The following is a 21,674-nucleotide window of genomic DNA, read 5'->3' as shown; positions in this document are numbered from 1 at the left end:
TCTCGCTATTCTCTTATAGTCATATCGGTTCGACATAAGCTTATTAAAATGCCGGCGCATCGGTTGATCTAGGCAAGGAAGCTGTTCTATCCGGCATCTTGCAAGTGTTGGTGAGTCAGGTTTATGTTCTTTTAAATTCTTTTAAAACCACGCGCAATAACTGTTTAAAAACCAGTTTTCTTAAACCAAATTTACTATATCGCTATGCTCAATTTATGATAATGATGATACAAACTGCTGTGTGAACGCTTCTTCAGAAAACCCGACATAAGCTTTAGAACCCTCTACAATTAAGGGGCGCTTAATTAAGGTAGGATGTGCCTGTAACACTGCTATTGCCGTTGCCGGATTAAGCACCGCTTCTTTATCACTATCGCTTAATGCGCGCCAACTAGTACTCCGTTTATTCACAAGATCATCAAGATCAATCAGCTTCAAAATCCCCTGAAGCGTTTCCGTACTTAAGCCCGGATTACGATAATCGACAAACTCATAGGCAATATGATGCTCATCTAACCAAGTAAAGGCCTTTTTCATCGTATTACAATTTTTAATTCCGTAAACAATCATTATGTAATCTCTTCTATTTGTGGTTTATATTGGTTTGTCTTTATATGGGTTTCTAATGGCTTATTCTAGCATAATGCCGACTCACTCAAGATAAGCCTTTCGAATTTCATTCATTTAAAATAGGCAACATTGTTATCTTTATCTAACTTATTGTTAATACTTGAATTACTTTTAGTAATCAATAGCGATATTCTCCATTATTTTGATTAAAAAATAACATAAAGAGCTGATATAGCTATTGTGAGAAATCGCTAAATCCTCTATTCTATTACAAGAATTAATAAGAAAAAGTTATAAAAGATGATTTCTTAATAAGAATAGATCACACAATATCTCACACAAGTTATTGCGCAACATAGTAAGATAACAGGCCTATTGATCGTTATAACGCACAGTTATTTTACAGGCGATGAACACTCTCGCTATGATCTATTTTTATACCCTGCTTTTTTAGCAGATCACGCGCCCGACGAATACCTATATTCAGGACTTAACGGTCATCGCTGTTAAGGTTTTGAGGGTGCGTATAGCTCAAGAAAGGCAGTATTTTAACGACTTGCTTACATACATCATAAGGAGTTTACAATGCAAGTGTCACCCCTCATTCAAGTTGAGGAACTATCGAGTCATCTTTCAGATGCAAATTGGAAAGTGATCGATGTAAGATATGATTTAGCTGATCCTCAATATGGACAAAATAGTTACCAAACAGCCCGGATTCCCGGCGCGCTTTGGCTTGATTTAGAAGAGGATCTCTGCGCAGAGCGCACTGGCTACAATGGCCGTCATCCATTAGCCTCTCAAGATGTTCTCATCGAAAAATTACAAAATCTCGGGATTAATAACGATGATCATATCGTTTTCTACGATGATCAAAATAGTATGCTCGCCTGCCACGCGTGGTGGATTTTACGCTATTTAGGCCACGAGTCTGTGCAAGTGCTTGACGGTGGTTATAAAGCGTGGGTAGATGCAGGCTTAGCGCTTGAAACAGATAATCCTCAAGCGATCAATGAACAAGGCGATATCGAGCTCAAAGAGAGCGATTTCGAAGTGGTTTTCTTAGCAGAAATCCTTGATCACATTCTAGGCAATCGTCAGGAAGGTTTACAACTCGTCGACGCAAGAAGCGAAGCACGATTTGAAGGGAAAGAGGAACCCCTTGACCCTATTGCCGGCCATATCCCCACAGCAATCAATTATCCCTTTGCCCAAAACCTTACAGAAAAAGGGACTTTCAAAGATCCTGCAACACTCAAGTCAGAGTGGCTTGCTTTCTTAGACGGTATTGAGCCTACAACGGTGGTACATCAATGTGGTTCAGGCGTATCCGCTTGCCACAATCTCTTTGCACTCTATTATGCAGGGTTAGGCATTTCACGCCTCTATCACGGTTCTTGGAGCGAATGGTGTTCAGATCATAATCGTCCGATTGTAACAGGTCCTGAGGGCAATGAAGTCCCTTACTAAGCAATCTTAAAGAGTAGTAAATGTCTAAAATGGTTGATCGATCATTCAATAGTAGACATATAGTAAGGTCGGTTCAAAATAAGCTTATTAAAATGCCGGCGCATCGGTTGTAAAAAGAGAGGTAGCCATTCTATCCGGCATCTTGCAAGTGTTATTGAGTAAGGTGTTATATTCTTTTAAAATCTCATACGCGCTGCTTAAAAAGCATTTTGTAAACCAAATTTACTCTACAAGAGTAGATATAAAATAATAGATATAAAATAATCCCGCGGATTGAGTATAGATGATTAATCTTTCATCTTATTTGAGTGCGGGATTTTTATTACTTCGCAAAAACACTGTTTTTTGACCATAACCGATGACTTTAGGCCATTATTTCGGTAGCATTACCATTAAGTAAAAATATTATTAAATAGTTCAAGAAGCATAGACATTCTTTAGGTTATTTTACGATCTTCTAGAAATTATGCCCTATTCTTGAGCTTTAGCATTTGGAGATGAATATGACTAATGTAACGGATGATGCTCGTTTAGCGCTCTCATTAATGGATTTAACCACACTTAATCAAGATGATACCGATGAGAAAATCATCGCACTCTGCCAACAAGCACAAAGCCCTGCCGGCAATACCGCAGCGATCTGTATCTATCCTCGCTTTATTCCGCTTGCACGTAAAACCTTACGAGCGCAAGGAACCCCGGAAATTCGCATTGCTACGGTCACCAACTTCCCTCACGGTAATGATGATCTTGAAATTGCGCTTGCTGAAACCAATGCTGCGCTCGCTTATGGCGCAGATGAAGTGGATGTCGTCTTCCCTTATAGAGCGCTTATGGCCGGCAATGAAACCATTGGATTTGAAATGGTGAAAGCCTGTAAGGAGGCTTGCGCACAAAAAGGGGCACTATTAAAAGTGATTATCGAAACAGGCGAATTGAAAGAACCTGCGTTAATTCGTAAAGCCTCTGAAATTGCGATCAAAGCCGGTGCTGATTTTATCAAAACCTCAACCGGAAAAGTCCCGGTTAATGCAACACTCGAGAGTGCAAAATTAATGCTTGAAGTGATTCGTGATCTGAATGTGGGGGATCGTGTTGGTTTTAAACCAGCAGGCGGTGTTCGTACTGCGGAAGAGGCTTCTGAATACCTCACTCTAGCGCGCTCAATTATGGGGGATCAATGGCTTGATGCCCGTCATTTCCGCTTTGGTGCTTCTAGTCTGCTTGGCAATTTATTAGCCACATTAAATGGCGAAAGCGTAACTGCAGATAGCTCTGTTTATTAATTGCTTCAGCCGATTTTATAGGAGTTTTAATAATGAAACGAATTTATATTATGGTGCTGGATTCCCTTGGGATTGGTGCCGCTCACGATGCGCATAAATTTGGTGATGAGGGCGCGAATACTTTAGGTCATATTGCCAAAGCATTTGCCGAAGGGAAAGCGGATAATGAGACGCGCAAAGGCCCTCTAAATATCCCTAACTTATGTAGCCTAGGATTAGGCAAAGCAACCGAAGAATCGTGTGGTGAATTTCCGGCGGGATTAGATAAGAATACACCGATTATTGGTGCTTATGCTTATGCCAGCGAGCTCTCATCCGGTAAAGATACCCCGTCAGGTCATTGGGAAATTGCCGGCGTGCCGGTTCTCTTTGATTGGGGCTATTTTAGCGATCTTGAGAATACCTTTCCGCAAGCACTATTAGATAAATTAGTAGAACGTGCGAATCTTCCCGGTTATCTTGGCAATTGCCACGCTTCAGGAACTGCGATTCTAGAAGAACTCGGCGAAGAGCATATGAAAACAGGCAAACCGATTTTCTATACTTCTGCCGATTCTGTTTTCCAAATCGCTTGCCACGAAGAGACTTTTGGTTTAGATCGCCTCTATGAATTGTGTGAAATCGCTCGAGATGAGCTTAATAAAGGGGATTACAACATTGGTCGAGTCATTGCCCGCCCATTTATCGGAACAGATGCGAGTAACTTTACCCGCACCGGCAATCGCCACGACCTTGCAGTGGAACCGCCAGCGCCCACCGTATTACAAAAGCTCGTAGAAGAGAAACAAGGTGAAGTGGTGTCGATCGGTAAAATTGCCGATATTTATGCCCACGTAGGCATCACTCAAAAAGTGAAAGCGACCGGCATTAATGAATTATTTGATGCCACCATTGCCGAGATGAAAAAGGCCGGTGATCAGACGATTGTCTTTACTAATTTTGTCGATTTTGATTCTGCGTACGGTCATCGCCGAGATGTGATCGGTTACGGTGAGGCTCTCGAGCTCTTTGATCGCCGTCTACCTGAATTAATGGAACTCGTCACAGGTGATGATATCCTTATTATTACAGCGGATCACGGTTGTGATCCAACGTGGGAGGGCACTGATCATACTCGGGAACATATCCCGGTATTGCTCTATGGACCAACAGTGAAACCAGGCTCTTTAGGCCATCGCAAAACCTTTGCCGATATCGGTCAAACTATTGCCCAATACTTCTCACTGACCCCCGGTGAGTATGGCGAGCCAATGCTATAATCAGTCATTAATTGATCATTCGATTGTGTTACAAGACTTCTATGGAAGCTTTCTATAAAGGCTTTCTATAGGGGTTTCTATAAAGAGTTCATAATAAACCCGATAGACATTCATCTATCGGGTTTCTGCTATTTTATTTTTCAAATTTTGTCTTCAATATTTTGTTTCAATTTTTGTTTTGATTTGTTTTGACTTTTGTTTTGATACGTTGCTGATCGTAATCTGATCGCTCTTTATATCGTAATATCGGTTTAAAAGAAGCTTATCAATATGCCGGCGCATCGGGTGTAAGAAATAAGAAAGCTGTTCTATCCGGCATCTTGCAAGTGTTGGTGAGTCAGGTTTTATGTTCTTTTAAAACCTCACAATAGCTGTTTACAAAGCATTTTTCTTAAACCAAATTTACTATACATCAATCAAAACTGACTAGATCGCCTTTTTCCGCCATCTTAAATTTGCTAACACAATGGCAAAGAGAATCACCAGAACGCCCATCCATTGCAGGAAGCTAATCTCTTCTTTGAGATAGAAATACGAGGAGAGCATTGCTACCGGTAATTCCACAGCGGATAAAATCGCACTAATAGAGATCCCCACTTTCGGAATGCCCACTGCAAAGAGAAAAGGCGGAATCACTGTCCCCAATAGCGCAAGAATCAAGCCATAGCGATAGAGTGGCTCTTGTAGAACATTAAAGTACTTCGTAAAACTAGGGTTCTGTAGATCAAAATATTGAATGAAACTCGGCAAGAAAATCAATGCCGTAACAATAAAGGCACCGGTAATCATCAATGCACTTTTTTCTAAAGTAGGAAGTGATAACCCTACCCGATTACTCGTAATAATAAAGAAGCAGTATGAGAGCGCTGCCGCTAGCCCATAGAGATAGCCTTTAAGATTAAAAGAGATCGATTCATTCAATACACCCGCTGCCACAATACTACCGGCAATAATGAGAATCACCGCCACAACTTGAATCAAGCTCGGGCGATGTTTAAAGAAAATAAAGTCAATCAATACACTGATCCAGAGATATTGCATTAATAAAATAATCGCAATGGAGGCCGGAATTAATTGCACGCTCTGATAGTAGAGAATCCCCACCAATCCCGGGAAGATCCCTGAAGCAATGACTGTTAGATAATGATCACGTTTTGAACGCTCTGCCTTATTATGTGCCCCTTTATCATTGTGATACACGTTATGATGAACAGTGCTCATAATAACTTTGGTAATGAGATAGAGAATCCATAAAATCGCCATCCCCAAAAAACTCTGTACCGATGTAATCTGCCCTAAGGTATAACCGGCATCATAAGCTGTCTTTACAATGGAAGAGAGAATCCCAAAGCTCGCTGCGCCAATAAAGACGAGTAAGCCCCCTATAAACTTGTCTTTCATTTTTGATAAAATCCTTTTTAATTATTCATTAATGGTCATTTTAGAACTTTCATTGAAAATGATAAGCCGTTAATGATATCGAATAATTAAAAATAATGATAAATATATTCCCTAAAAGAGAGCGATATAATAACCAACTTTGATCTATATCGATCTATGCAGTGACTTCGCTCTTCAGTCATATATAGTAAATTTGGTTTAAGAAAAATGGTTTTTAAACCGCTACTGCGGGATTTTAAAAGAACATAAAACCGCACTAAACAACACTTGCAAGATGCCGGATAGAACAGCTTCCTTGTTTTTCACAGTCGATGCGCCGGCATTTGAATCAATTTATTTTGAACCGATCTGACTATAAAATAACCGCCATCCTCTGCAAGATGACGGTTAATCGCACGACAGATTGTTAAGCCTACATTGCAACGACTCTACGCAGTCACATCTGCACTTCTATCTTGCTTATAATTAAAGGTGAAATAGAATACAACCGCAAGAATCAGCGCATAGCCGGCGAAGACGAGCCAGATTGAGTGCCAATCCCGTAGCCCATCGATAGTGTAATAATCGACTACATAGCCACTCAGTTTTGAGCCTAAATATGAGCCAACCCCATTAACCATCATCATAAAGAGCCCTTGCGCACTTGCTCGAATATCGGCATTCACCTCTTTTTCAATAAAGATTGAACCTGAGATATTGAAGAAATCAAAAGCACAACCATAGACAATCATCGAAAGAAGTAGGAACCAGAAGCCAATCGGAGACGGATCACCATAAGCAAAGAGTCCAAAGCGTAATACCCAAGCGAACATACTGATCAGCATTACATTTTTAATCCCAAAGCGTTTCAGTGCAAAAGGAATCGCTAAGATAAAGACCACTTCAGCAATCTGAGAAATTGAGAGTAAGATCGACGGATATTGCACCACAAAGCTATCGGCAAATTCAGGATAGTGGGCAAAGTCCCGTAAGAATGGATTACCGAAGATATTGGTAATTTGTAGCACTGCCCCTAATAGCATCGCAAAAAGGAAAAAGACCGCCATAATTGGTTTTTTAAAGAGCACAAATGCATCTAAGCCCAATATTGCACTTAAAGAGCGATTCGTTTTCTGCTTTGCCTTAGGAATGTAGGGTAAGGTCAATGAATAAACAACTAAGATTACGGAAGCAATGCCGGCAATCGTTAATTGCCAATGACTCACTTCAAAGCCTGAAAGGCTGATCATCCACATTGCCACAATAAAACCAATTGTCCCAAAGATCCGAAGTTTTGGGAATGTCACCGCCGCATCGAGATTATGCTGTGAAAGACAGTAATAACTGATCGCATTAGAGAGCGACAACGTTGGCATATAAGCAAATAAGCTGATAAACATCATCCAATAGAGTGGATTAAAATCGGTCACAATGGATGCATAAAAGAGCGCGCCGGCACTGACTAAATGACAAAGCATATAGACATATTTTGATGAGAGATATTTATCAGCAATAATCCCAACAATGACCGGCATAATGAGGGAAGCCAATCCTTTTGAACTGAAGATATCCCCCACTTGTGCGCCATTCATATCGAGCGTATTGATAAGATAGCTTCCCAAAGTAGTCAGCCAACATCCCCAGATAAAATATTGCAAAAAGAGCATCACCCGCAGGCGATTTTGAATACTCATTAAATTCATTTTCTCTATTCCTTTAGATGATTAGAATTGGGCAATGGATTCTGTAACTAATTTTAAGAATGTACCTTTAACTCGCTCAGCCGTTTCGATCACCTCTTCGTGACCTAACGGTTGATCTAAAATGCCACACGCCATATTGGTTAAACAAGAGATTCCGATCGTCTCAATGCCTGAATGGCGGGCAATAATCGCCTCCGGCACCGTTGACATCCCCACAGCATCCGCCCCTAATGTGCGAATCATCCGCACTTCTGCCGGCGTTTCATAAGTCGGACCTGACCACCAAGCGTAAACGCCATTTTGTAATGTAATACCCATCTTCTCGGCAACGCCGGCCACAATGCCCCGCAGTTTTTTACTATACACTTCGCTAACATCTAAAAAGCGGACACCTAGTTCAGCATTATTTGGCCCCATTAATGGATTATTACCGGTTAAATTAATATGATCGGTAATGAGCATTAAATCACCAGGCTTAAAGTTAGTATTTACAGCCCCACAAGCATTGGTAATAATCAATTTTTCAATGCCGAGCATCTTCATCACGCGCACAGGAAATGTCACTTGATCTAAGGAATACCCCTCATAATAGTGAAACCGTCCTTTCATCGCGACCACTACTTTACCGGCAATCTCACCAATCACTAATTCATTTGCGTGCCCTACCGCTTCTGATCTTGCAAAATGCGGAATCTCGTTATAAGAGATACGTATTGCGTTCTCTAATGTATCAGCAAAAGGGCCTAAACCTGAGCCTAAAATAATGCCGATTGTGGGTTTTTGATCACATTTGCTTTGAATAAATGTGACAGCTTCTTGAATCTCTGCGGTAATATGCATCATTTGCCCTCTATGAATCAATAGGTAACCACCTATTTTTACAAATAAAATTTGTGCAACATTCAATGAAAATACGCCGAGTTGCAACAACTTGGAATTGTTAGCGATTATAGGTGAGATCAAATTTGATGTAAATTGTAATAAACAGCCAGAATATAGAGGTAGGACAATATTGTAGAAAATAGAGTACCCACTCTAATCAATTACTTTAACGATGATCTTTTCTCGCTAAACGGCTTGCTAACCGAGGAATTTGATCTAAATCGACCGCATAATGTTTTGGATTTTGAGGATCAATCCATACAGGAATAGAATCCCCTTTGGGAATATAAGAACTTGGGTCAAATGGAACAGCGCCACTTTTAAAGCGATATACGAGATTGGCCACCGGATCATACCATTGGCTCAAGATAATATAAGGGCGATAATTATTGATCGAATATTCCGCCATTCTCACCTTTAAAAATCGCGCTTTAATAAGCGTTCCTCTCGCTTTTACCCGTTTTTTAATTAGATATTGACGTAGAGGAATCCCGATCATTAAAGCCGGTATCGCGAGTATACCTAAGCCTATTAAAGTCAGATAGAACTCTTGATCTCGAATGCCAAAAATCGTGAGTGGCAATCCAAAAATTGCGAATATCACTGCAAAGAAAATTAAGGTAAACCACGCTTGTTTCGGCATTATTCAGTTCCTATTTAACGACTAGCACGCAATAGCGGTATTTCAATCCTTATTAGCGCTATGCCAACTTGGGTAAAAATGAGAGATCAACAAGATAGAGTTTATAATTGCGCCGGCTAATTTTCACCGGAATTGTTCTTTTAAGCAGAAATTCCGTAGGATCATATTCCACATAATCGCTTTTAAAATAGTATTTCACCTCTGTTTCAGGATCTAGCCAAACAGTATGCACATAAAAGTAACGGCCATCTTGATCTTCCACTTTCAGTAGTTGACTTTCAATTAACGCATAATCTCTCAGTACAATGGACTTTTTACGGCGCTGTAATAGCTGATAGACAATTAGAGAAAGCAGAATAAGAGCAAATATCGAGCCCAATCCAAAGGCTACCCAAAAGCCTCCGATCTCCCCTTTTTGTCCTAATATAAAGGCTGACCCCCACAATATGAAGAGAATTGCCAATAAAATAAGATAACCTATTGCCTGTTTTATCATCTCTAGTCTCAAATTTTTAATCTTCAATCACGATTATTCAATAGGGCTTATCATAAAGGATTATTTGCAAATAAATACAAATAAAGTAGATCTAGTTAAAAAAAGAGTTTGGAGCAGTGAATATGGAATTTTTAAAAAAATGTACGGCATTTCAGTAATGCTGAGTTTGAACCACGCTTACGATCATTGCCTGACAGATTGTCGCTTTCAACGGCCAAAAGTGTTAAATGCTAGTCACACAAAAAAGCACTCGTAATGAGTGCTTTTGATCTGAAATAATGAATCAATAGTAAGAGAATAGACATAAATTACTGCTGATGACGTGCTTGTAAAACCTGTAACACATCGGCCCAGCTTATGGATTGATCTCGAAGTAGTACCGTTGTGTGATAGAGTAGATCCGCCATCTCATTGGTCAGCTCTTCCCGATCATTCACCGTCCCGGCAAGCGCCACTTCAACCCCCTCTTCCCCAACTTTTTGCGCAATGCGCTTAGTACCAGAAGCATAAAGTGATGCGGTATAAGAGCTTTCCGGATCATCTTGTTTACGCTCTTCAATCAACTGCTCTAAACGAGCAAAAAAGGGCCAAAGGGCTTGTTGCGAAACCGCTTCAAAACAGCTGACCGTTCCTAAATGGCAAGTTTCACCCACAGGATTGACCAACAGTAATAAAGTATCCTGATCACAATCCATCGCATAATCCACCAACATTAAGAAATTCCCCGAGCTCTCCCCTTTTGTCCAAAGACAAGATTTGGTTCTAGAGAAAAAAGTCACTTTGCCACTTTTGAATGTTTGCGCCAAGGCTTCTTCATTCATATAGCCGAGCATCAATACTTCAGCGCTCTGATAATCCTGAATAATCACCGGCAATAAGTGATCCACTTTATCCCAGTCGATCTTCATTGCTTCAATCATTGTGGTAGGATCAGCTACAGGTTGATATCCATTATTACTTTTCAATTGCACGCCCATTTTATGCTTCCTCTTTATCTCTCATCATTATTTCGTTATATCGTTATTAAATTCTTCTTACAGCTCATCCACAGCGGGATAGAATGGTTGCTAATCCAGACAGATCACGCGCCCGCAGTTGGAAACTTCATCTCCTCGGCATTAAAATGCCCACTTGCCGGCGCGGGATTGTTATCAAAGCACGATCATTCTCCCCGGCAATGTGATCAATTGTCTAATTACTACCATCAAAATTTCACTCATAGCAGGATATAACGATTGCCAATCCAGACAGATCACGCACCCGCAGTTGGAAGTCTTTCATCTCCTCGGCATTGAGATGCCCTCTTGCCGGCGCGGGATTGTTATCAAAGCACGATCATTCTCCCCGGCGATGCGATCAATGGTCTAATTGCTGTGAATGAAACTTCATTGATCGATTAATAACCGGCTACTTCTAATCCTGCTTTGGCAAGATATTCTTTCAGCTCGGCAATATCGACAATGCCTTTGTGGAAAGCTGAGGCGCTCAAAGTACCATCTACTTGGGCTTCTTGATAGGCTTCTAAAAAGTGTGGTAGTTTTCCAGCGCCCCCGGAAGCGACTAAAGCGCCATCGTAGATCGCTCGGATTTTCTGTAATTGGGGAATATCATAACCATCGCGCACCCCATCTTGGTTCATCATATTCACAACAATCTCTTTAACTCCTTTCTCCTTGAGGGCTTTGACCCAATCTAAAGTGCGCCATTTTGTCTCTTGAGTTGTCGCTTCATCGCCGGTTAAGGTATATACAAAATAATCATTTCTCGCATCATCAAAGTAAGAATCAATACCTACCACAATTTTATCAGCGCCAAAACGGGCGATTAATTGATCCACTAAATCAGGATTTGCAAGCGCCGGCGAATTGAGGGAAATTTTATCTGCACCACTTGCAAAAAGCTTCTCCGCCGATTCAATCGAAGCGATACCACCGGCTACACAAAGCGGTACATCAATCACCGCTTTAATAGATTGAATCCATTCAGGATCAACAGTCTCTCCTTTAGAAGAAGCGGTAATATCATAGATCACTAACTCATCTGTTCCTGCTTCTGAATAACGTTTTGCTAAAGCAAGCGCATCTCCCATAATTTCGTGCTCCCGAAATTTCGTGCCTTTAACAACGATTTTATCTTTTACATCTAAACAAGCGATTATTTTCGCGCGCATAATATTGCCTCCTTGGCGGTAAATTTTTCTTCTAATAGTGCCCTACCCACAATAATGCCGGCAACGCCTGTTGTTTTGAGCGCTTTAATATCCATCAAAGTACCAATCCCGCCAGAAGCTTGAAATGCAATATTGGGATATTGCTGACAAATCTCCTGATAAAGCGCTACATTTGAACCGGTTAACATCCCATCTCGAGTAATATCTGTTGATAAGACGTGGCACAATCCATACGGTTGGTACTGTTCAATCACAGCTTCTAAAGTTAAATCACTTAACGATTGCCAGCCGTGAATTGCAATTCGTTTTGCACCATTTTCCACTACAAGATCAAGCGCCAATACAATCTTATCTGCGCCAAATCGCTCAAACCAAGTCGTAACAATATCGGGATCTGTAATCGCTTTTGACCCCACCACAACACGCTGAACACCGATATTGAGTAGATTTTTGATATCCGCTTCTGTTCGGATACCACCACCCACTTGAATGGGTGCACTCACCGATTGGACAATCTCGGCAATGACCGATAATTGCCGGCGAGCCGGATCTTTCGCACCATCTAAATCCACAAGATGAAGATAAGACGCGCCCTCATTCTCATAATGTTGTAACTGCGCAATGGGCGAGTAATCAAAGGTAGTTTGTCTTGCATAATCTCCTTGAGCAAGGCGCACAACTTGGCCATCAATCAGATCAATTGCCGGTATAATCTCCATTTATAATACTCCCTTTGAACTCGGTAATTGATCGCCCTCAATCCGAACGGCTTGACGCAATGTTCGACCGAAGACTTTAAAGAGTGACTCCACCTTGTGGTGAGTATTTTCACCCTCTGCACTTAGGTGAAGCGTACAACCGAGCGCATAACTGAGCGAGCGGAAGAAGTGGCCGGTCATCTCTGTGCTAAAAGTGCCGATCATCTCCCGATTAAAAGTAGCCGAAAAATCTAAATACGGTCTGCCCGAAAGATCAAGCGTGCAAAAAGCTCGACACTCATCCATCGGCAAGACAAAGCCAAATCGGGCAATCCCGCGTTTATCTCCTAATGCCATTTTAAGCGCTTCTCCCAATGCAAGCCCCGTATCCTCCACAGTATGATGATCATCAATCTCTAGATCTCCTTGGACATCAACCATCATTCTAAAACCCCCGTGGGTAGCGATTTGATCTAACATATGATCAAAAAAAGGAATGCCGGTATTGATCGTACTTGCCCCTGTTTCATCGAGGAAGAGCTCAATAGTAATCGCTGTCTCTTTCGTATTACGAGTCACTAATGCGCTACGTGCTACACGATTGTCCGGAATGACCACTTGATTGCTTAACTGTTCAACGATTAGAGGCCAATTGAGCTTCTCCGGATCATAACGAATGCCGGTAATCCCCATATTATCGGCTAACTGTAGATCTGTTTCCCGATCGCCAATCACAAAGCTTTGTGCCCGATCGATTCGCCCCGGTGTTAAATATTCATTCACGAGCCCCGTTTGAGGTTTACGGCATTCACATTGATCAGTTGGTAAATGAGGACAGATCAATACATCATCAAATATAATCCCTTGCGAGGCAAATAGCGCTAGCATTTGCTGATGTGGTTTCTCAAAATCGGCCTTGGGGAAACTATCCGTTCCAAGCCCATCCTGATTCGAGACCATAACCAAGCGATAACCCGCTTTCTGTAGCTGTAATAGTGCCGGAATCACATTGGGTTCGAACATCAATTTCTCCAAACTATCCACTTGGAAATCTTCCGGCGGTTCGGTAATCAATGTGCCATCTCGGTCAATAAAGAGTATTTTTTGCATTGTCTATTCCATTTCTATCATTCTATTTTTTAATCTGATTCTGATTAATCGATTTTGAGCAATCCGATTCTGATTGAATCAATTCTAGGTCAATCGATTCTAGTAGCCATTCTAATAACCATCCCCGTTAAACTGATTCTAGCAATTGCCAATCAGGCACTATGACAAGCCGGCTAATACCGCTACTAACGCCTCATTCTCTTCCGGTAAACCTACCGAAATTCGAACACACTGATTCAATCGCGATGAAGATTGTTGTCGTACAAAGATTCTCTGATCAATTAAAGCATTGATCGCTTTCGTTACATCTCGTAATTGCACTAAGAGAAAGTTCGTGTCACTTGAGTAGATTCTGATCACTTCATTACAGGCGGATAATGCTTCGATGAGCACTTTTTTATTCGCTAAAATAGTAGCTCGATCTTGTTGCATTTGCGCAATACCCTCATCGCTGAGAGCCATCTCCGCCATCGCAATCACCGGCACCGGAATCGGATAAGGGCTCATTACTCGGCGAAGTAATGCAATTAAAGGCTGATTCGCCACCACAAAACCACAACGAATCCCCGCTAAACCAAAGGCTTTAGAGAGCGTTCTAATGATCGCTAAGTGCGGATAATCTTTCAATTGTTGGGTAAACGATTCTGCTTCACTCAATTCAATATAAGCTTCATCCACCACTACAATCGCGCGATCTCGTGTCGCTTCTAAAATTTGTATCATCTCCGGCGCATTCATCTTATTAGCCGTAGGATTATTAGGGCTACAGAGGAAGAGCATTTTGATTTTCTGATCTGAAAGCGCCGTTAAAATTGCCGGTAAGTCTAGAGAAAAATCATCTTGCAAAGGAACAGCTACCGTCTCAACGCCGTAGAGATCACAGGTCACCTGATACATTCCAAAAGTGGGGGGGCAGTAGAGCAATCGATCTTGCCCCGGCTCACAAAAAGCTTTAATCAAAAGATCAATCCCGGTATCTCCCCCTAATGTGACCAATATCTCACTCGGATCAACTTGTAAGAATTTTGCATAACGATTAATGAGTGTTGTAGGTTGTGGTTCCGGATAGCGATTAGCCTCTAAGGTTAGAGAGTAACGCCGACCATAAGGATTCTCATTGGCATCTAGATAGATTGCGCCCGGCACTCTCGGTGCTGTGATATAAGGCTCACTGTTCAAGACACTGCGCCGAGCAAGTGTGTCAATGTTCGCCTGATTTTGAGCATCTTTGTTATTACCCTTACTATTACCCTTATTATTACCGCTGTTATTTTCCCTTTGATCGACTTCTTGCATTCCCTTGACCTGCTCCATTATTCCCCCTTTTAAGACTTTTCAGTCCCCTATTTTTTGCTTGTTATTCTAGTATGTTATGCTATTGATTCATTTAACTGATTTGATTCACTTGGCAGGTTTCACTGATTATTACCGGCATCTGCTAACGCTTGTAGTCGAACTTCCACTGCTAATTTATGGGCATCCAATTGTTCTCTCTCTGCTAAGAGAGCCACTGTAGGTCCAAGCGCTTCAAAACCTTTTTGGGTTAAGGTCTGCACAGTCATACGCTTGCTGAAATCAGCTAACCCTAAACTTGAGTAGGTCTTAGCATAGCCATAAGTGGGTAATACGTGATTCGTGCCTGAGGCATAATCGCCCATCGATTCAGGGGAATATGCGCCTAAAAATACGGAACCTGCGTGGCGAATAGCCGGTAATAAGGCTCGTGGATTTACTGTCTGAATAATCAGATGTTCGGGCGCATAAGCATTACTCACCGTAACCGCTTCGCTCAAATCGGACACAATAATCGCGCGACTTTGCGACAGGGATTTCTGCGCCGTTTCAGCTCTCGAAAGCTGTTGTAATTGGACTTTGATCGCTTCCATTACCCGCGGAATCAAGGCCTCATCCGGCGTAACTAAAATCACTTGTGAATCCGCGCCGTGTTCTGCTTGGGATAGAAGATCTGAGGCGACAAAATCAGGATTGGCTTCTTGATCGGCAATCACTAACACCTCTGACGGACCTGCTGGCATATCAATAGACGCGCCACCGGCCATCATACTCACCTGCTTCTTCGCTTCTGTAACAAAGCTATTTCCCGGCCCAAATATCTTATCGACTTTAGGGATAGACTCCGTACCTAATCCCAAGGCAAAAATTGCCTGTGCACCGCCCATCTGATAAATTTTCGTCACGCCACAGCGCTTTGCAGTATAGAGAATCTCATCGGCAATCGGCGGGGGCGATGCAAGTACAATCTCCCGGCAACCGGCAATCTGCGCCGGAATCGCTAACATCATCACAGTTGAGAAGAGCGGTGCTGAACCACCCGGAATATAGAGCCCCACAGAATCGATCGCTCTTGTGGTGACTTCACAGGTAATTCCCGGCATTGTCTCCACCACAATATCATTCACTTGTTGTGCTAGATGAAAGCGCTCAATATTTTGATACGCTTGCTCAATAGCTTCTTTAAAATCGTGACCGAGCCTTGCTTCAGCCTCTGAAATTTGGGCTTCACTAACTAAAAGTTGGGATAATCGTACGCCATCGAATCGCTCAGTAAGCGCCAAAATCGCTTGATCCCCTTTTCCGGCAATCTCTCTGCCAATGTCGGCCACAATTTGCTGAATATTGTCACCGGCTTTCTGTGTCGGACGCTCTAACGCTTCCCGCCGTTCCTCTTCACTTAAATCTTGCCAAATCAGACAATCCATCTCACCTTTCACGAATCTTACCTCATTGTTTAGCCAACTATTTTGCACTGCAATCCTATGACTACAATCCTATTGTTCCAATCCTATTCCGGCGCTGAATCTCAAGCCATCATCTTCTCAATGGGTAATACGAGAATAGAGCTTGCCCCTTTCCCTTTGAGTGCTTCCATCGTCTCCCAAAAGAGCGTTTCACTACTCACAACGTGAATCGCCACACGAGAGGCATCGGTCGCAAGCGGTAAAATAGTAGGATTTTCAGCGCCCGGCAGTAGTGCGGTAATCTCATCTAACCGATCTTTCGGCGCGTGAAGCATAATATATTTCGACTCTTCAGCTTGAATAACGCTCTGAATACGAGGCATTAACTTATTGATTAAAGCCTGTTTTTCAGAATCTAAAGGTGCAGAGGTTTGAATAAGGCACGCTTTTGATTGAAAGATCACTTCCACCTCTTTAAGACCATTCGCTTCTAACGTTGCCCCTGAAGAGACTAAGTCACAGATCGCATCGGCTAATCCTGCCCGAGGTGCCACTTCCACAGAGCCGGTCAAAAGTGAGCTTTTAAAACGAATTCCCTGTTCTTGCAAATAGCGGGCTAAAAGATTCGGAAATGAAGTGGCAATTCGCATATCGGTAAAATCGGCAACACCTTGATATTGCCAATTTTGAGGAACTGCTAATGAAAGCCGGCAACCACCAAAGGGTAGAATCTGCAAGACTTTATAGAGCGAATCAATAGAACTCTTTCGCCCGAGCGCTGTCTCTTCTAAAACATTTTGCCCAACAACCCCTAAATCCACCACACCATCAAAGACTAATCCCGGAATATCGTCATCCCGCACTCGTAGAATATCAATCGGCATATTTTCAACGTGAGCGATTAATTTATCTTTAGTCACATTGATTTTTAACCCACTCTGCGCGAGTAGTGCTAACGATGCATCACTTAAACGCCCTGATTTCTGAATGGCTATTTTCAAGCGCTGATTTTTCATATTCCTCGATCCTTTCCTTGGTCATTATTCTTTTTTGTACTACTGAGATAGTACAGTATTACAAATTAACGATGAACGCAAACAAAAAATCAACTATTTACCAAAAAAATGAAAATTCATAGCAAGAATCAGGGACTAATAATCTATTATTAATTCATTAAGTTACCTTGCTGTAGAAAACTCTATAGCGAATATTTCAGAGATATAGTAATGTCGGTTCAAAATAAGCTTATTGAAATGCCGGCGCATCAATTGTAACAAGTAAGGAAGCTGTTCTATCCGGCATCTTGCAAGTGTTGTTTAGTATAGTTTTATGTTTTCTTAAACCAAATTTACTATACATAACGCACAGATCAAATCAAAAAGCTACAAAAAACGCCTTATCAATTTTGCATAAAATCAATAAGGCGCGGATATTATAATCTCCTTGCAGAGTGATATTTCAATTACTGAGAACCATCCATCAAGGCAATGAAACCTCTAGGTTATCCAATAATCTTGGTTTACCCAATTTAGCAGCGGCTAAGATCACTAATTCTCGGTCATTCTCTTGTGCTTCTTCAAGTCGATCTTGAGTGCGAATCGTTAGATAATCTACTTCAAAGCCTGCGCCATTGAGTTTGGCAGACATTCTCTTCTCTAAATCTCGATAATAGATTCCGCTAATACGATCTGCTTGAGCTGTCTCTTTGATCTCTTGTGCCATCGTTTGTAATGTCTGCGAGAGCTTTACCGCTTCGCGCTTCTCTGCTTCTGTTAGATAACCATTACGACTTGATAATGCTAAGCCTGAAACTTCACGCTCAATCGCAACAGGAATAATCTGAATATTAAAATTGAGCGCTTTCACCATCGCTTCAATGACTTTTAATTGCTGATAATCTTTCCGGCCAAAACAAGCATAAGTGGGCTCCACAATATTGAAAAATTTACTCACTACCGTTGCAACGCCCTCAAAATGACCTGGTCGGCTTTTACCACAAAGATCCTGAATCAATGATTTAGGAGGTACAACTAAGAAAGGTTCATCTTCATAGAGCATCGATTCTGTCGGTAAGAAAAGTGCAGAAACCCCCTCTGCTTCCAATTTTGCTTGATCTTCTGCTAATGTGCGCGGATAACTCTCTAAATCTTCTCCCGGACCAAATTGTAAGGGATTTACAAAAATCGAAACGATCACATTCTCTGAATGCTTCTTCGCTTCTTTTACAAGCGAGATATGACCTGCGTGCAGATTCCCCATTGTCGGAACAAAAGCCACTGTGGCTTGCTTTTGTCGCCATTCCCGTACCGCTTCAATACTCCGTAAAATTTCCATAGTGCTTTACTCTCTTTAGATCTTTTTGAGTCTTTTTATTTTTTAATTTTTGAATCTTTTCTGTTCTTTCCTACGCTTCATACAATCGTTAACGAGGTAATATTGTTTGAAGTCGTTGAAAGCGATTTAAAATTGTTTAAACCTATTATTTATGAAAAGCTGTGAGCTTCATCTGGGAAAGCCCCTGATTTTACTTCACGAATATATTGCGTAAAAGCCCCGTGAATAGAGCCATTACCTGCTTCAGTAGCCACAGCTAAGAAGTTTTTAACAAACTTCGGTGCTACGTCACTACTCAATCCAAGCATATCGTGCATCACTAATACTTGCCCATCGGTCATATTACCAGCACCAATACCAATCACCGGAATACAGAGCGCTGTTGCTAATGCCTCACCCACTTCAGTCGGCACACATTCTACAACCAATAGTTGCGCTCCTGCATTTTGATGCGCTCTTGCTTCTTCGATAAGCTGTGCGGCCATCTGCAATTCCCGGCCTTGAACCTTATAGCCCCCCATAATATTCACCGCTTGCGGTCTTAAACCAATATGCGCACAAACCGGAATCCCTCGCTCTGTGAGAAATGCGGTAATCACTGCAACCTCTACACCGCCCTCGATTTTAACCATCTCTGCACCGGCTTTCATCAATTCAGAGGCAGCGTGAAATGCTTCCCGTTTAGAAGCTTCATAGGTACCAAATGGAAGATCTGCCACGATAAACGCGCGCTCATTAGCACGAACCACATTTTCAGTGTGATACACCATCTCATCTAATGTGACCGGCAATGTCGAAGTGTGTCCCTGTACCACCATTCCGAGCGAATCACCGATTAAAATCGTATCGATTCCGGCACAATTCATCTCTTTAGCAAAAGTCGCATCATAGCAAGTTAACATCGTAATTTTCTCACCTTGATCTTTCATTTTTTGTAGATCAGTGATTCTTAATTTACGCATCGTATTTTTCTCCATTATCATTCGGAATGTAACAAATTGTGGTTATCATATAAGATCTTCCTAACAAAATCATAGAATGATCTTCATTCAACTCAGGTATTATACTCCCTCAATAAGATTAATTTGATTATTATAATGAGGTTCCCTTTCTCTCGTTTATTAAAAGGATTTTTATGGCTCGTTACCGCTATCTCAATGCCATTCACCCGATTATTGAGCGTCATTTACAGGCATTAATTACGCCTAATTCTCGAGTCATTGATGCAACACTCGGCAATGGTTTTGATACTGAAAAAATTATCAAACAACTAGGTCCTAAAGGTGCTATCTATGCTTTTGATATTCAAAAAGAAGCAGTCGAACGTAGTCGGGATCGTCTGCAACCGATTTTCAATCAACCTCAAGAAGATCGCCCCGAAATAACCCTGATCTGCGATAGCCATACACAATTTGCACGCTATATTACCGAACCTATTGATTTCATTATCTATAATCTCGGCTATCTGCCCAAAGGGGATAAAACGATTACCACACAAGCTCATACAACCTTAGAGAGCATTAAAGTGGGATTACAATTATTAGCTCCCAATGGCACAATGCTGATTGCTCTCTATCCCGGTCATCCTGCGGGAAAGGTTGAAAAATATCATTTAGAGAAATATCTCTCGAAATTAGATCAACGGCAATTTCACGTCTTACAAGAGCAATTTATCAATCAACAGAATCATCCCCCGCTGATATATCTTATCGAAAAGGCAAAAGTATCGTAAAATAATCACTTTATTGAAATAAAACATTTAGTTACTTTTCACTACATTGCGCTCGACACTTATTCTTCTACATTTCGGTCATCCATCACAACTATGTTTAAAAGCTATCGCCCTTACCTTATTGCACTTCTGCTCGTGTTGCTACTACACAGCGGTATCGGCTATCTGCTCTTAAAAGATGAAAAGACGCGTATTGATACTTATCTCGCTGAACCTGAAACCATTCAAGTAAACTTTCTCCCGGCACTGCCTGAGGAAACACAAGCAGTGGAAGAGACTATGGAAATAGATCTTACTCTACCGGAAGAAGCAAACGAAGATCAGTCTAGCGCAGAAACAGGCGAAGAAATGACAGAAGCCCCACCTGAGGCAATAGAAGAGGAAGATTCTGATGATCAAGAGGAAGAAGTTACTGATGAGAGTGGCGAAGAGCCTGCTGAAACAGAAGAAGAATCAGAGCCTCAAGCGCCGAGTTATCGACAAAATCTGACCGAAAGCGCCAATATGATTCGTGATAATATTCTCCCACCTCGCAAAGAGGGGGAATATCGCCGAACCATTACGACAGAAGAAGATCCTTACCAAAAAATGGTTGAGAATGCCGTAGCGCTGTTAGCGGATACGCCGTTTTTAGATCAAGAGTGGAAAGATGCGCCGGCTGATGAGGAAGCGCCCACCTACTACTCTCCTGAGTTTTTTGAGTATTTGCAAAAATATAATCCTGCCGAACCTGAGCAACCGGAAGTTGTCGAAGAAGAGATCGCCGAAGCAGAAGCCTCTCCTGAAGAGGCGCTGATCGATGAAGAAGCTCAATTTGCCAATGATCAACCTGTCACATTGATCACAACCTTTATCGATCCTCCTATTGATGAGGCTATTTTAGAGCAAGAAGCGAAACAGAAAGAGGAAGCAAAAGCCCGAGCAATGAGCACCAATATTCTCAATGCGGCTACGAATCAACTTCGCCGGCAGGAATATAATATCTCACTCGCTTCTAATGAGTGTTATGAGCGCTATATTAAAGGAAAGAACTTCCCTATTACAGTGGCTGTAATGATCTTTGAATCCCCATTACGAGTGGGCGTTTACCGCAGTAGTGGCAATGATGCACTCGATCAATGTGTCGTCAATATGGTACAACAAGTGGTTCAAGTCCCCTCAGAAATGGAACGTATTAGAGAATATGCACCTCGCTTAGGAAAAAGCTATCTCCTCAATGCCTCATTTAATGGCAGATAATGC

General features: G+C 41.7%; 20 protein-coding genes. 5 read left to right on the top strand and 15 right to left on the bottom strand.

The annotated features are described in order from the left end of the window. Positions 1 to 213: 213 nt before the first annotated feature. Positions 214 to 570 (bottom strand): arsenate reductase, encoded by a 357-nt coding sequence (locus DC083_RS06485; RefSeq protein WP_229822354.1) that lies wholly within the window; start codon positions 568 to 570, stop codon positions 214 to 216. 585 nt (positions 571 to 1,155) lie between these two features. Between DC083_RS06485 and DC083_RS06480 the strand changes: the two genes are divergently transcribed. The 3 genes from DC083_RS06480 (at position 1,156) to deoB (ending at position 4,585) form a co-directional block, all read left to right on the top strand. Then, the gene (locus tag DC083_RS06480; protein WP_109189407.1) at positions 1,156 to 2,040 is read left to right on the top strand and encodes a sulfurtransferase; all 885 of its coding nucleotides are present in this window, start codon (positions 1,156 to 1,158) and stop codon (positions 2,038 to 2,040) included. A gap of 503 nt (positions 2,041 to 2,543) precedes the next feature. After that, positions 2,544 to 3,326, top strand: coding sequence for a deoxyribose-phosphate aldolase (gene deoC, locus DC083_RS06475; RefSeq protein WP_109189406.1), 783 nt, complete (start codon positions 2,544 to 2,546; stop codon positions 3,324 to 3,326). A 32-nt stretch (positions 3,327 to 3,358) separates the two neighbouring features. Continuing rightward, positions 3,359 to 4,585 (top strand): phosphopentomutase, encoded by a 1,227-nt coding sequence (gene deoB, locus DC083_RS06470; protein WP_109189405.1) that lies wholly within the window; start codon positions 3,359 to 3,361, stop codon positions 4,583 to 4,585. 426 nt (positions 4,586 to 5,011) lie between these two features. Here the strand turns inward: deoB and DC083_RS06465 are convergent, their stop codons facing one another. The 14 genes from DC083_RS06465 to panB form a co-directional block, all read right to left on the bottom strand. Then, positions 5,012 to 5,986 (bottom strand): EamA family transporter, encoded by a 975-nt coding sequence (locus DC083_RS06465; RefSeq protein WP_109189404.1) that lies wholly within the window; start codon positions 5,984 to 5,986, stop codon positions 5,012 to 5,014. Between the two features lie 428 nt (positions 5,987 to 6,414). Further along, a complete protein-coding gene (locus DC083_RS06460) occupies positions 6,415 to 7,659 on the bottom strand; it encodes a nucleoside permease (RefSeq protein ID WP_109189692.1) in 1,245 nt (414 codons plus the stop codon). A 30-nt stretch (positions 7,660 to 7,689) separates the two neighbouring features. Then, complete coding sequence (locus DC083_RS06455) at positions 7,690 to 8,508, bottom strand: purine-nucleoside phosphorylase (RefSeq protein ID WP_109189691.1); 819 nt, start codon at positions 8,506 to 8,508, stop codon at positions 7,690 to 7,692. A gap of 208 nt (positions 8,509 to 8,716) precedes the next feature. Further along, the gene (locus DC083_RS06450) at positions 8,717 to 9,193 is read right to left on the bottom strand and encodes a hypothetical protein (RefSeq protein ID WP_109189403.1); all 477 of its coding nucleotides are present in this window, start codon (positions 9,191 to 9,193) and stop codon (positions 8,717 to 8,719) included. A gap of 58 nt (positions 9,194 to 9,251) precedes the next feature. Then, positions 9,252 to 9,689: a hypothetical protein gene (locus DC083_RS06445; RefSeq protein WP_109189402.1), complete on the bottom strand. Its 438-nt coding sequence runs from the start codon at positions 9,687 to 9,689 to the stop codon at positions 9,252 to 9,254. Positions 9,690 to 9,997: 308 nt separating this feature from the next. Continuing rightward, positions 9,998 to 10,609, bottom strand: coding sequence for a bifunctional phosphoribosyl-AMP cyclohydrolase/phosphoribosyl-ATP diphosphatase HisIE (hisIE, locus tag DC083_RS06440; RefSeq protein WP_109189690.1), 612 nt, complete (start codon positions 10,607 to 10,609; stop codon positions 9,998 to 10,000). Between the two features lie 476 nt (positions 10,610 to 11,085). Continuing rightward, on the bottom strand, positions 11,086 to 11,862 hold the full coding sequence (gene hisF / locus DC083_RS06435) for an imidazole glycerol phosphate synthase subunit HisF (RefSeq protein ID WP_109189401.1): 777 nt from the start codon (positions 11,860 to 11,862) through the stop codon (positions 11,086 to 11,088). Beyond that, positions 11,844 to 12,578 (bottom strand): 1-(5-phosphoribosyl)-5-[(5-phosphoribosylamino)methylideneamino]imidazole-4-carboxamide isomerase, encoded by a 735-nt coding sequence (gene hisA / locus DC083_RS06430; protein WP_109189400.1) that lies wholly within the window; start codon positions 12,576 to 12,578, stop codon positions 11,844 to 11,846. Before hisA ends, hisF begins: the two co-directional genes overlap by 19 nt. Then, positions 12,579 to 13,667: a bifunctional histidinol-phosphatase/imidazoleglycerol-phosphate dehydratase HisB gene (gene hisB / locus DC083_RS06425; RefSeq protein ID WP_109189399.1), complete on the bottom strand. Its 1,089-nt coding sequence runs from the start codon at positions 13,665 to 13,667 to the stop codon at positions 12,579 to 12,581. Between the two features lie 159 nt (positions 13,668 to 13,826). Then, on the bottom strand, positions 13,827 to 14,981 hold the full coding sequence (gene hisC, locus DC083_RS06420; RefSeq protein WP_229822357.1) for a histidinol-phosphate transaminase: 1,155 nt from the start codon (positions 14,979 to 14,981) through the stop codon (positions 13,827 to 13,829). 101 nt (positions 14,982 to 15,082) lie between these two features. Further along, the gene (gene hisD / locus DC083_RS06415; RefSeq protein ID WP_109189688.1) at positions 15,083 to 16,387 is read right to left on the bottom strand and encodes a histidinol dehydrogenase; all 1,305 of its coding nucleotides are present in this window, start codon (positions 16,385 to 16,387) and stop codon (positions 15,083 to 15,085) included. Positions 16,388 to 16,488: 101 nt separating this feature from the next. Next, on the bottom strand, positions 16,489 to 17,382 hold the full coding sequence (gene hisG / locus DC083_RS06410; RefSeq protein WP_109189398.1) for an ATP phosphoribosyltransferase: 894 nt from the start codon (positions 17,380 to 17,382) through the stop codon (positions 16,489 to 16,491). A gap of 463 nt (positions 17,383 to 17,845) precedes the next feature. After that, the gene (gene panC / locus DC083_RS06405) at positions 17,846 to 18,700 is read right to left on the bottom strand and encodes a pantoate--beta-alanine ligase (protein WP_109189397.1); all 855 of its coding nucleotides are present in this window, start codon (positions 18,698 to 18,700) and stop codon (positions 17,846 to 17,848) included. Positions 18,701 to 18,849: 149 nt separating this feature from the next. After that, positions 18,850 to 19,662, bottom strand: coding sequence for a 3-methyl-2-oxobutanoate hydroxymethyltransferase (gene panB / locus DC083_RS06400; RefSeq protein ID WP_109189396.1), 813 nt, complete (start codon positions 19,660 to 19,662; stop codon positions 18,850 to 18,852). Positions 19,663 to 19,835: 173 nt separating this feature from the next. Between panB and mnmM the strand changes: the two genes are divergently transcribed. Together mnmM and DC083_RS06390 are read left to right on the top strand one after the other, a co-directional pair. After that, positions 19,836 to 20,432, top strand: a complete 597-nt coding sequence (gene mnmM, locus DC083_RS06395) for a tRNA 5-(aminomethyl)-2-thiouridylate-methyltransferase MnmM (protein ID WP_109189395.1) — start codon at positions 19,836 to 19,838, stop codon at positions 20,430 to 20,432. A gap of 93 nt (positions 20,433 to 20,525) precedes the next feature. Then, on the top strand, positions 20,526 to 21,671 hold the full coding sequence (locus DC083_RS06390; RefSeq protein ID WP_109189394.1) for a hypothetical protein: 1,146 nt from the start codon (positions 20,526 to 20,528) through the stop codon (positions 21,669 to 21,671). Positions 21,672 to 21,674 lie beyond the last annotated feature (3 nt).

Origin of the sequence: Ignatzschineria ureiclastica (assembly GCF_003121845.1) — a bacterium.
GTDB lineage: Bacteria > Pseudomonadota > Gammaproteobacteria > Cardiobacteriales > Wohlfahrtiimonadaceae > Ignatzschineria > Ignatzschineria ureiclastica.
Note: the sequence above shows the minus strand (reverse complement) of the source record. Positions and strands in the feature narration are given on the sequence as shown.

Coding starts and splice junctions, on each gene's coding strand:
- hisA (WP_109189400.1), bottom strand. CDS start 12,578: ATGGAGATTATACCGGCAATTGATCTGATTGATGGCCAAGTTGTGCGC.
- DC083_RS06455 (WP_109189691.1), bottom strand. CDS start 8,508: ATGCATATTACCGCAGAGATTCAAGAAGCTGTCACATTTATTCAAAGC.
- DC083_RS06450 (WP_109189403.1), bottom strand. CDS start 9,193: ATGCCGAAACAAGCGTGGTTTACCTTAATTTTCTTTGCAGTGATATTC.
- DC083_RS06480 (WP_109189407.1), top strand. CDS start 1,156: ATGCAAGTGTCACCCCTCATTCAAGTTGAGGAACTATCGAGTCATCTT.
- hisG (WP_109189398.1), bottom strand. CDS start 17,382: ATGAAAAATCAGCGCTTGAAAATAGCCATTCAGAAATCAGGGCGTTTA.
- hisC (WP_229822357.1), bottom strand. CDS start 14,981: ATGGAGCAGGTCAAGGGAATGCAAGAAGTCGATCAAAGGGAAAATAAC.
- DC083_RS06390 (WP_109189394.1), top strand. CDS start 20,526: ATGTTTAAAAGCTATCGCCCTTACCTTATTGCACTTCTGCTCGTGTTG.
- hisB (WP_109189399.1), bottom strand. CDS start 13,667: ATGCAAAAAATACTCTTTATTGACCGAGATGGCACATTGATTACCGAA.
- DC083_RS06465 (WP_109189404.1), bottom strand. CDS start 5,986: ATGAAAGACAAGTTTATAGGGGGCTTACTCGTCTTTATTGGCGCAGCG.
- panC (WP_109189397.1), bottom strand. CDS start 18,700: ATGGAAATTTTACGGAGTATTGAAGCGGTACGGGAATGGCGACAAAAG.
- DC083_RS06485 (WP_229822354.1), bottom strand. CDS start 570: ATGATTGTTTACGGAATTAAAAATTGTAATACGATGAAAAAGGCCTTT.
- hisIE (WP_109189690.1), bottom strand. CDS start 10,609: ATGATTGAAGCAATGAAGATCGACTGGGATAAAGTGGATCACTTATTG.
- DC083_RS06445 (WP_109189402.1), bottom strand. CDS start 9,689: ATGATAAAACAGGCAATAGGTTATCTTATTTTATTGGCAATTCTCTTC.
- hisD (WP_109189688.1), bottom strand. CDS start 16,387: ATGGATTGTCTGATTTGGCAAGATTTAAGTGAAGAGGAACGGCGGGAA.
- mnmM (WP_109189395.1), top strand. CDS start 19,836: ATGGCTCGTTACCGCTATCTCAATGCCATTCACCCGATTATTGAGCGT.
- deoC (WP_109189406.1), top strand. CDS start 2,544: ATGACTAATGTAACGGATGATGCTCGTTTAGCGCTCTCATTAATGGAT.
- DC083_RS06460 (WP_109189692.1), bottom strand. CDS start 7,659: ATGAGTATTCAAAATCGCCTGCGGGTGATGCTCTTTTTGCAATATTTT.
- deoB (WP_109189405.1), top strand. CDS start 3,359: ATGAAACGAATTTATATTATGGTGCTGGATTCCCTTGGGATTGGTGCC.
- panB (WP_109189396.1), bottom strand. CDS start 19,662: ATGCGTAAATTAAGAATCACTGATCTACAAAAAATGAAAGATCAAGGT.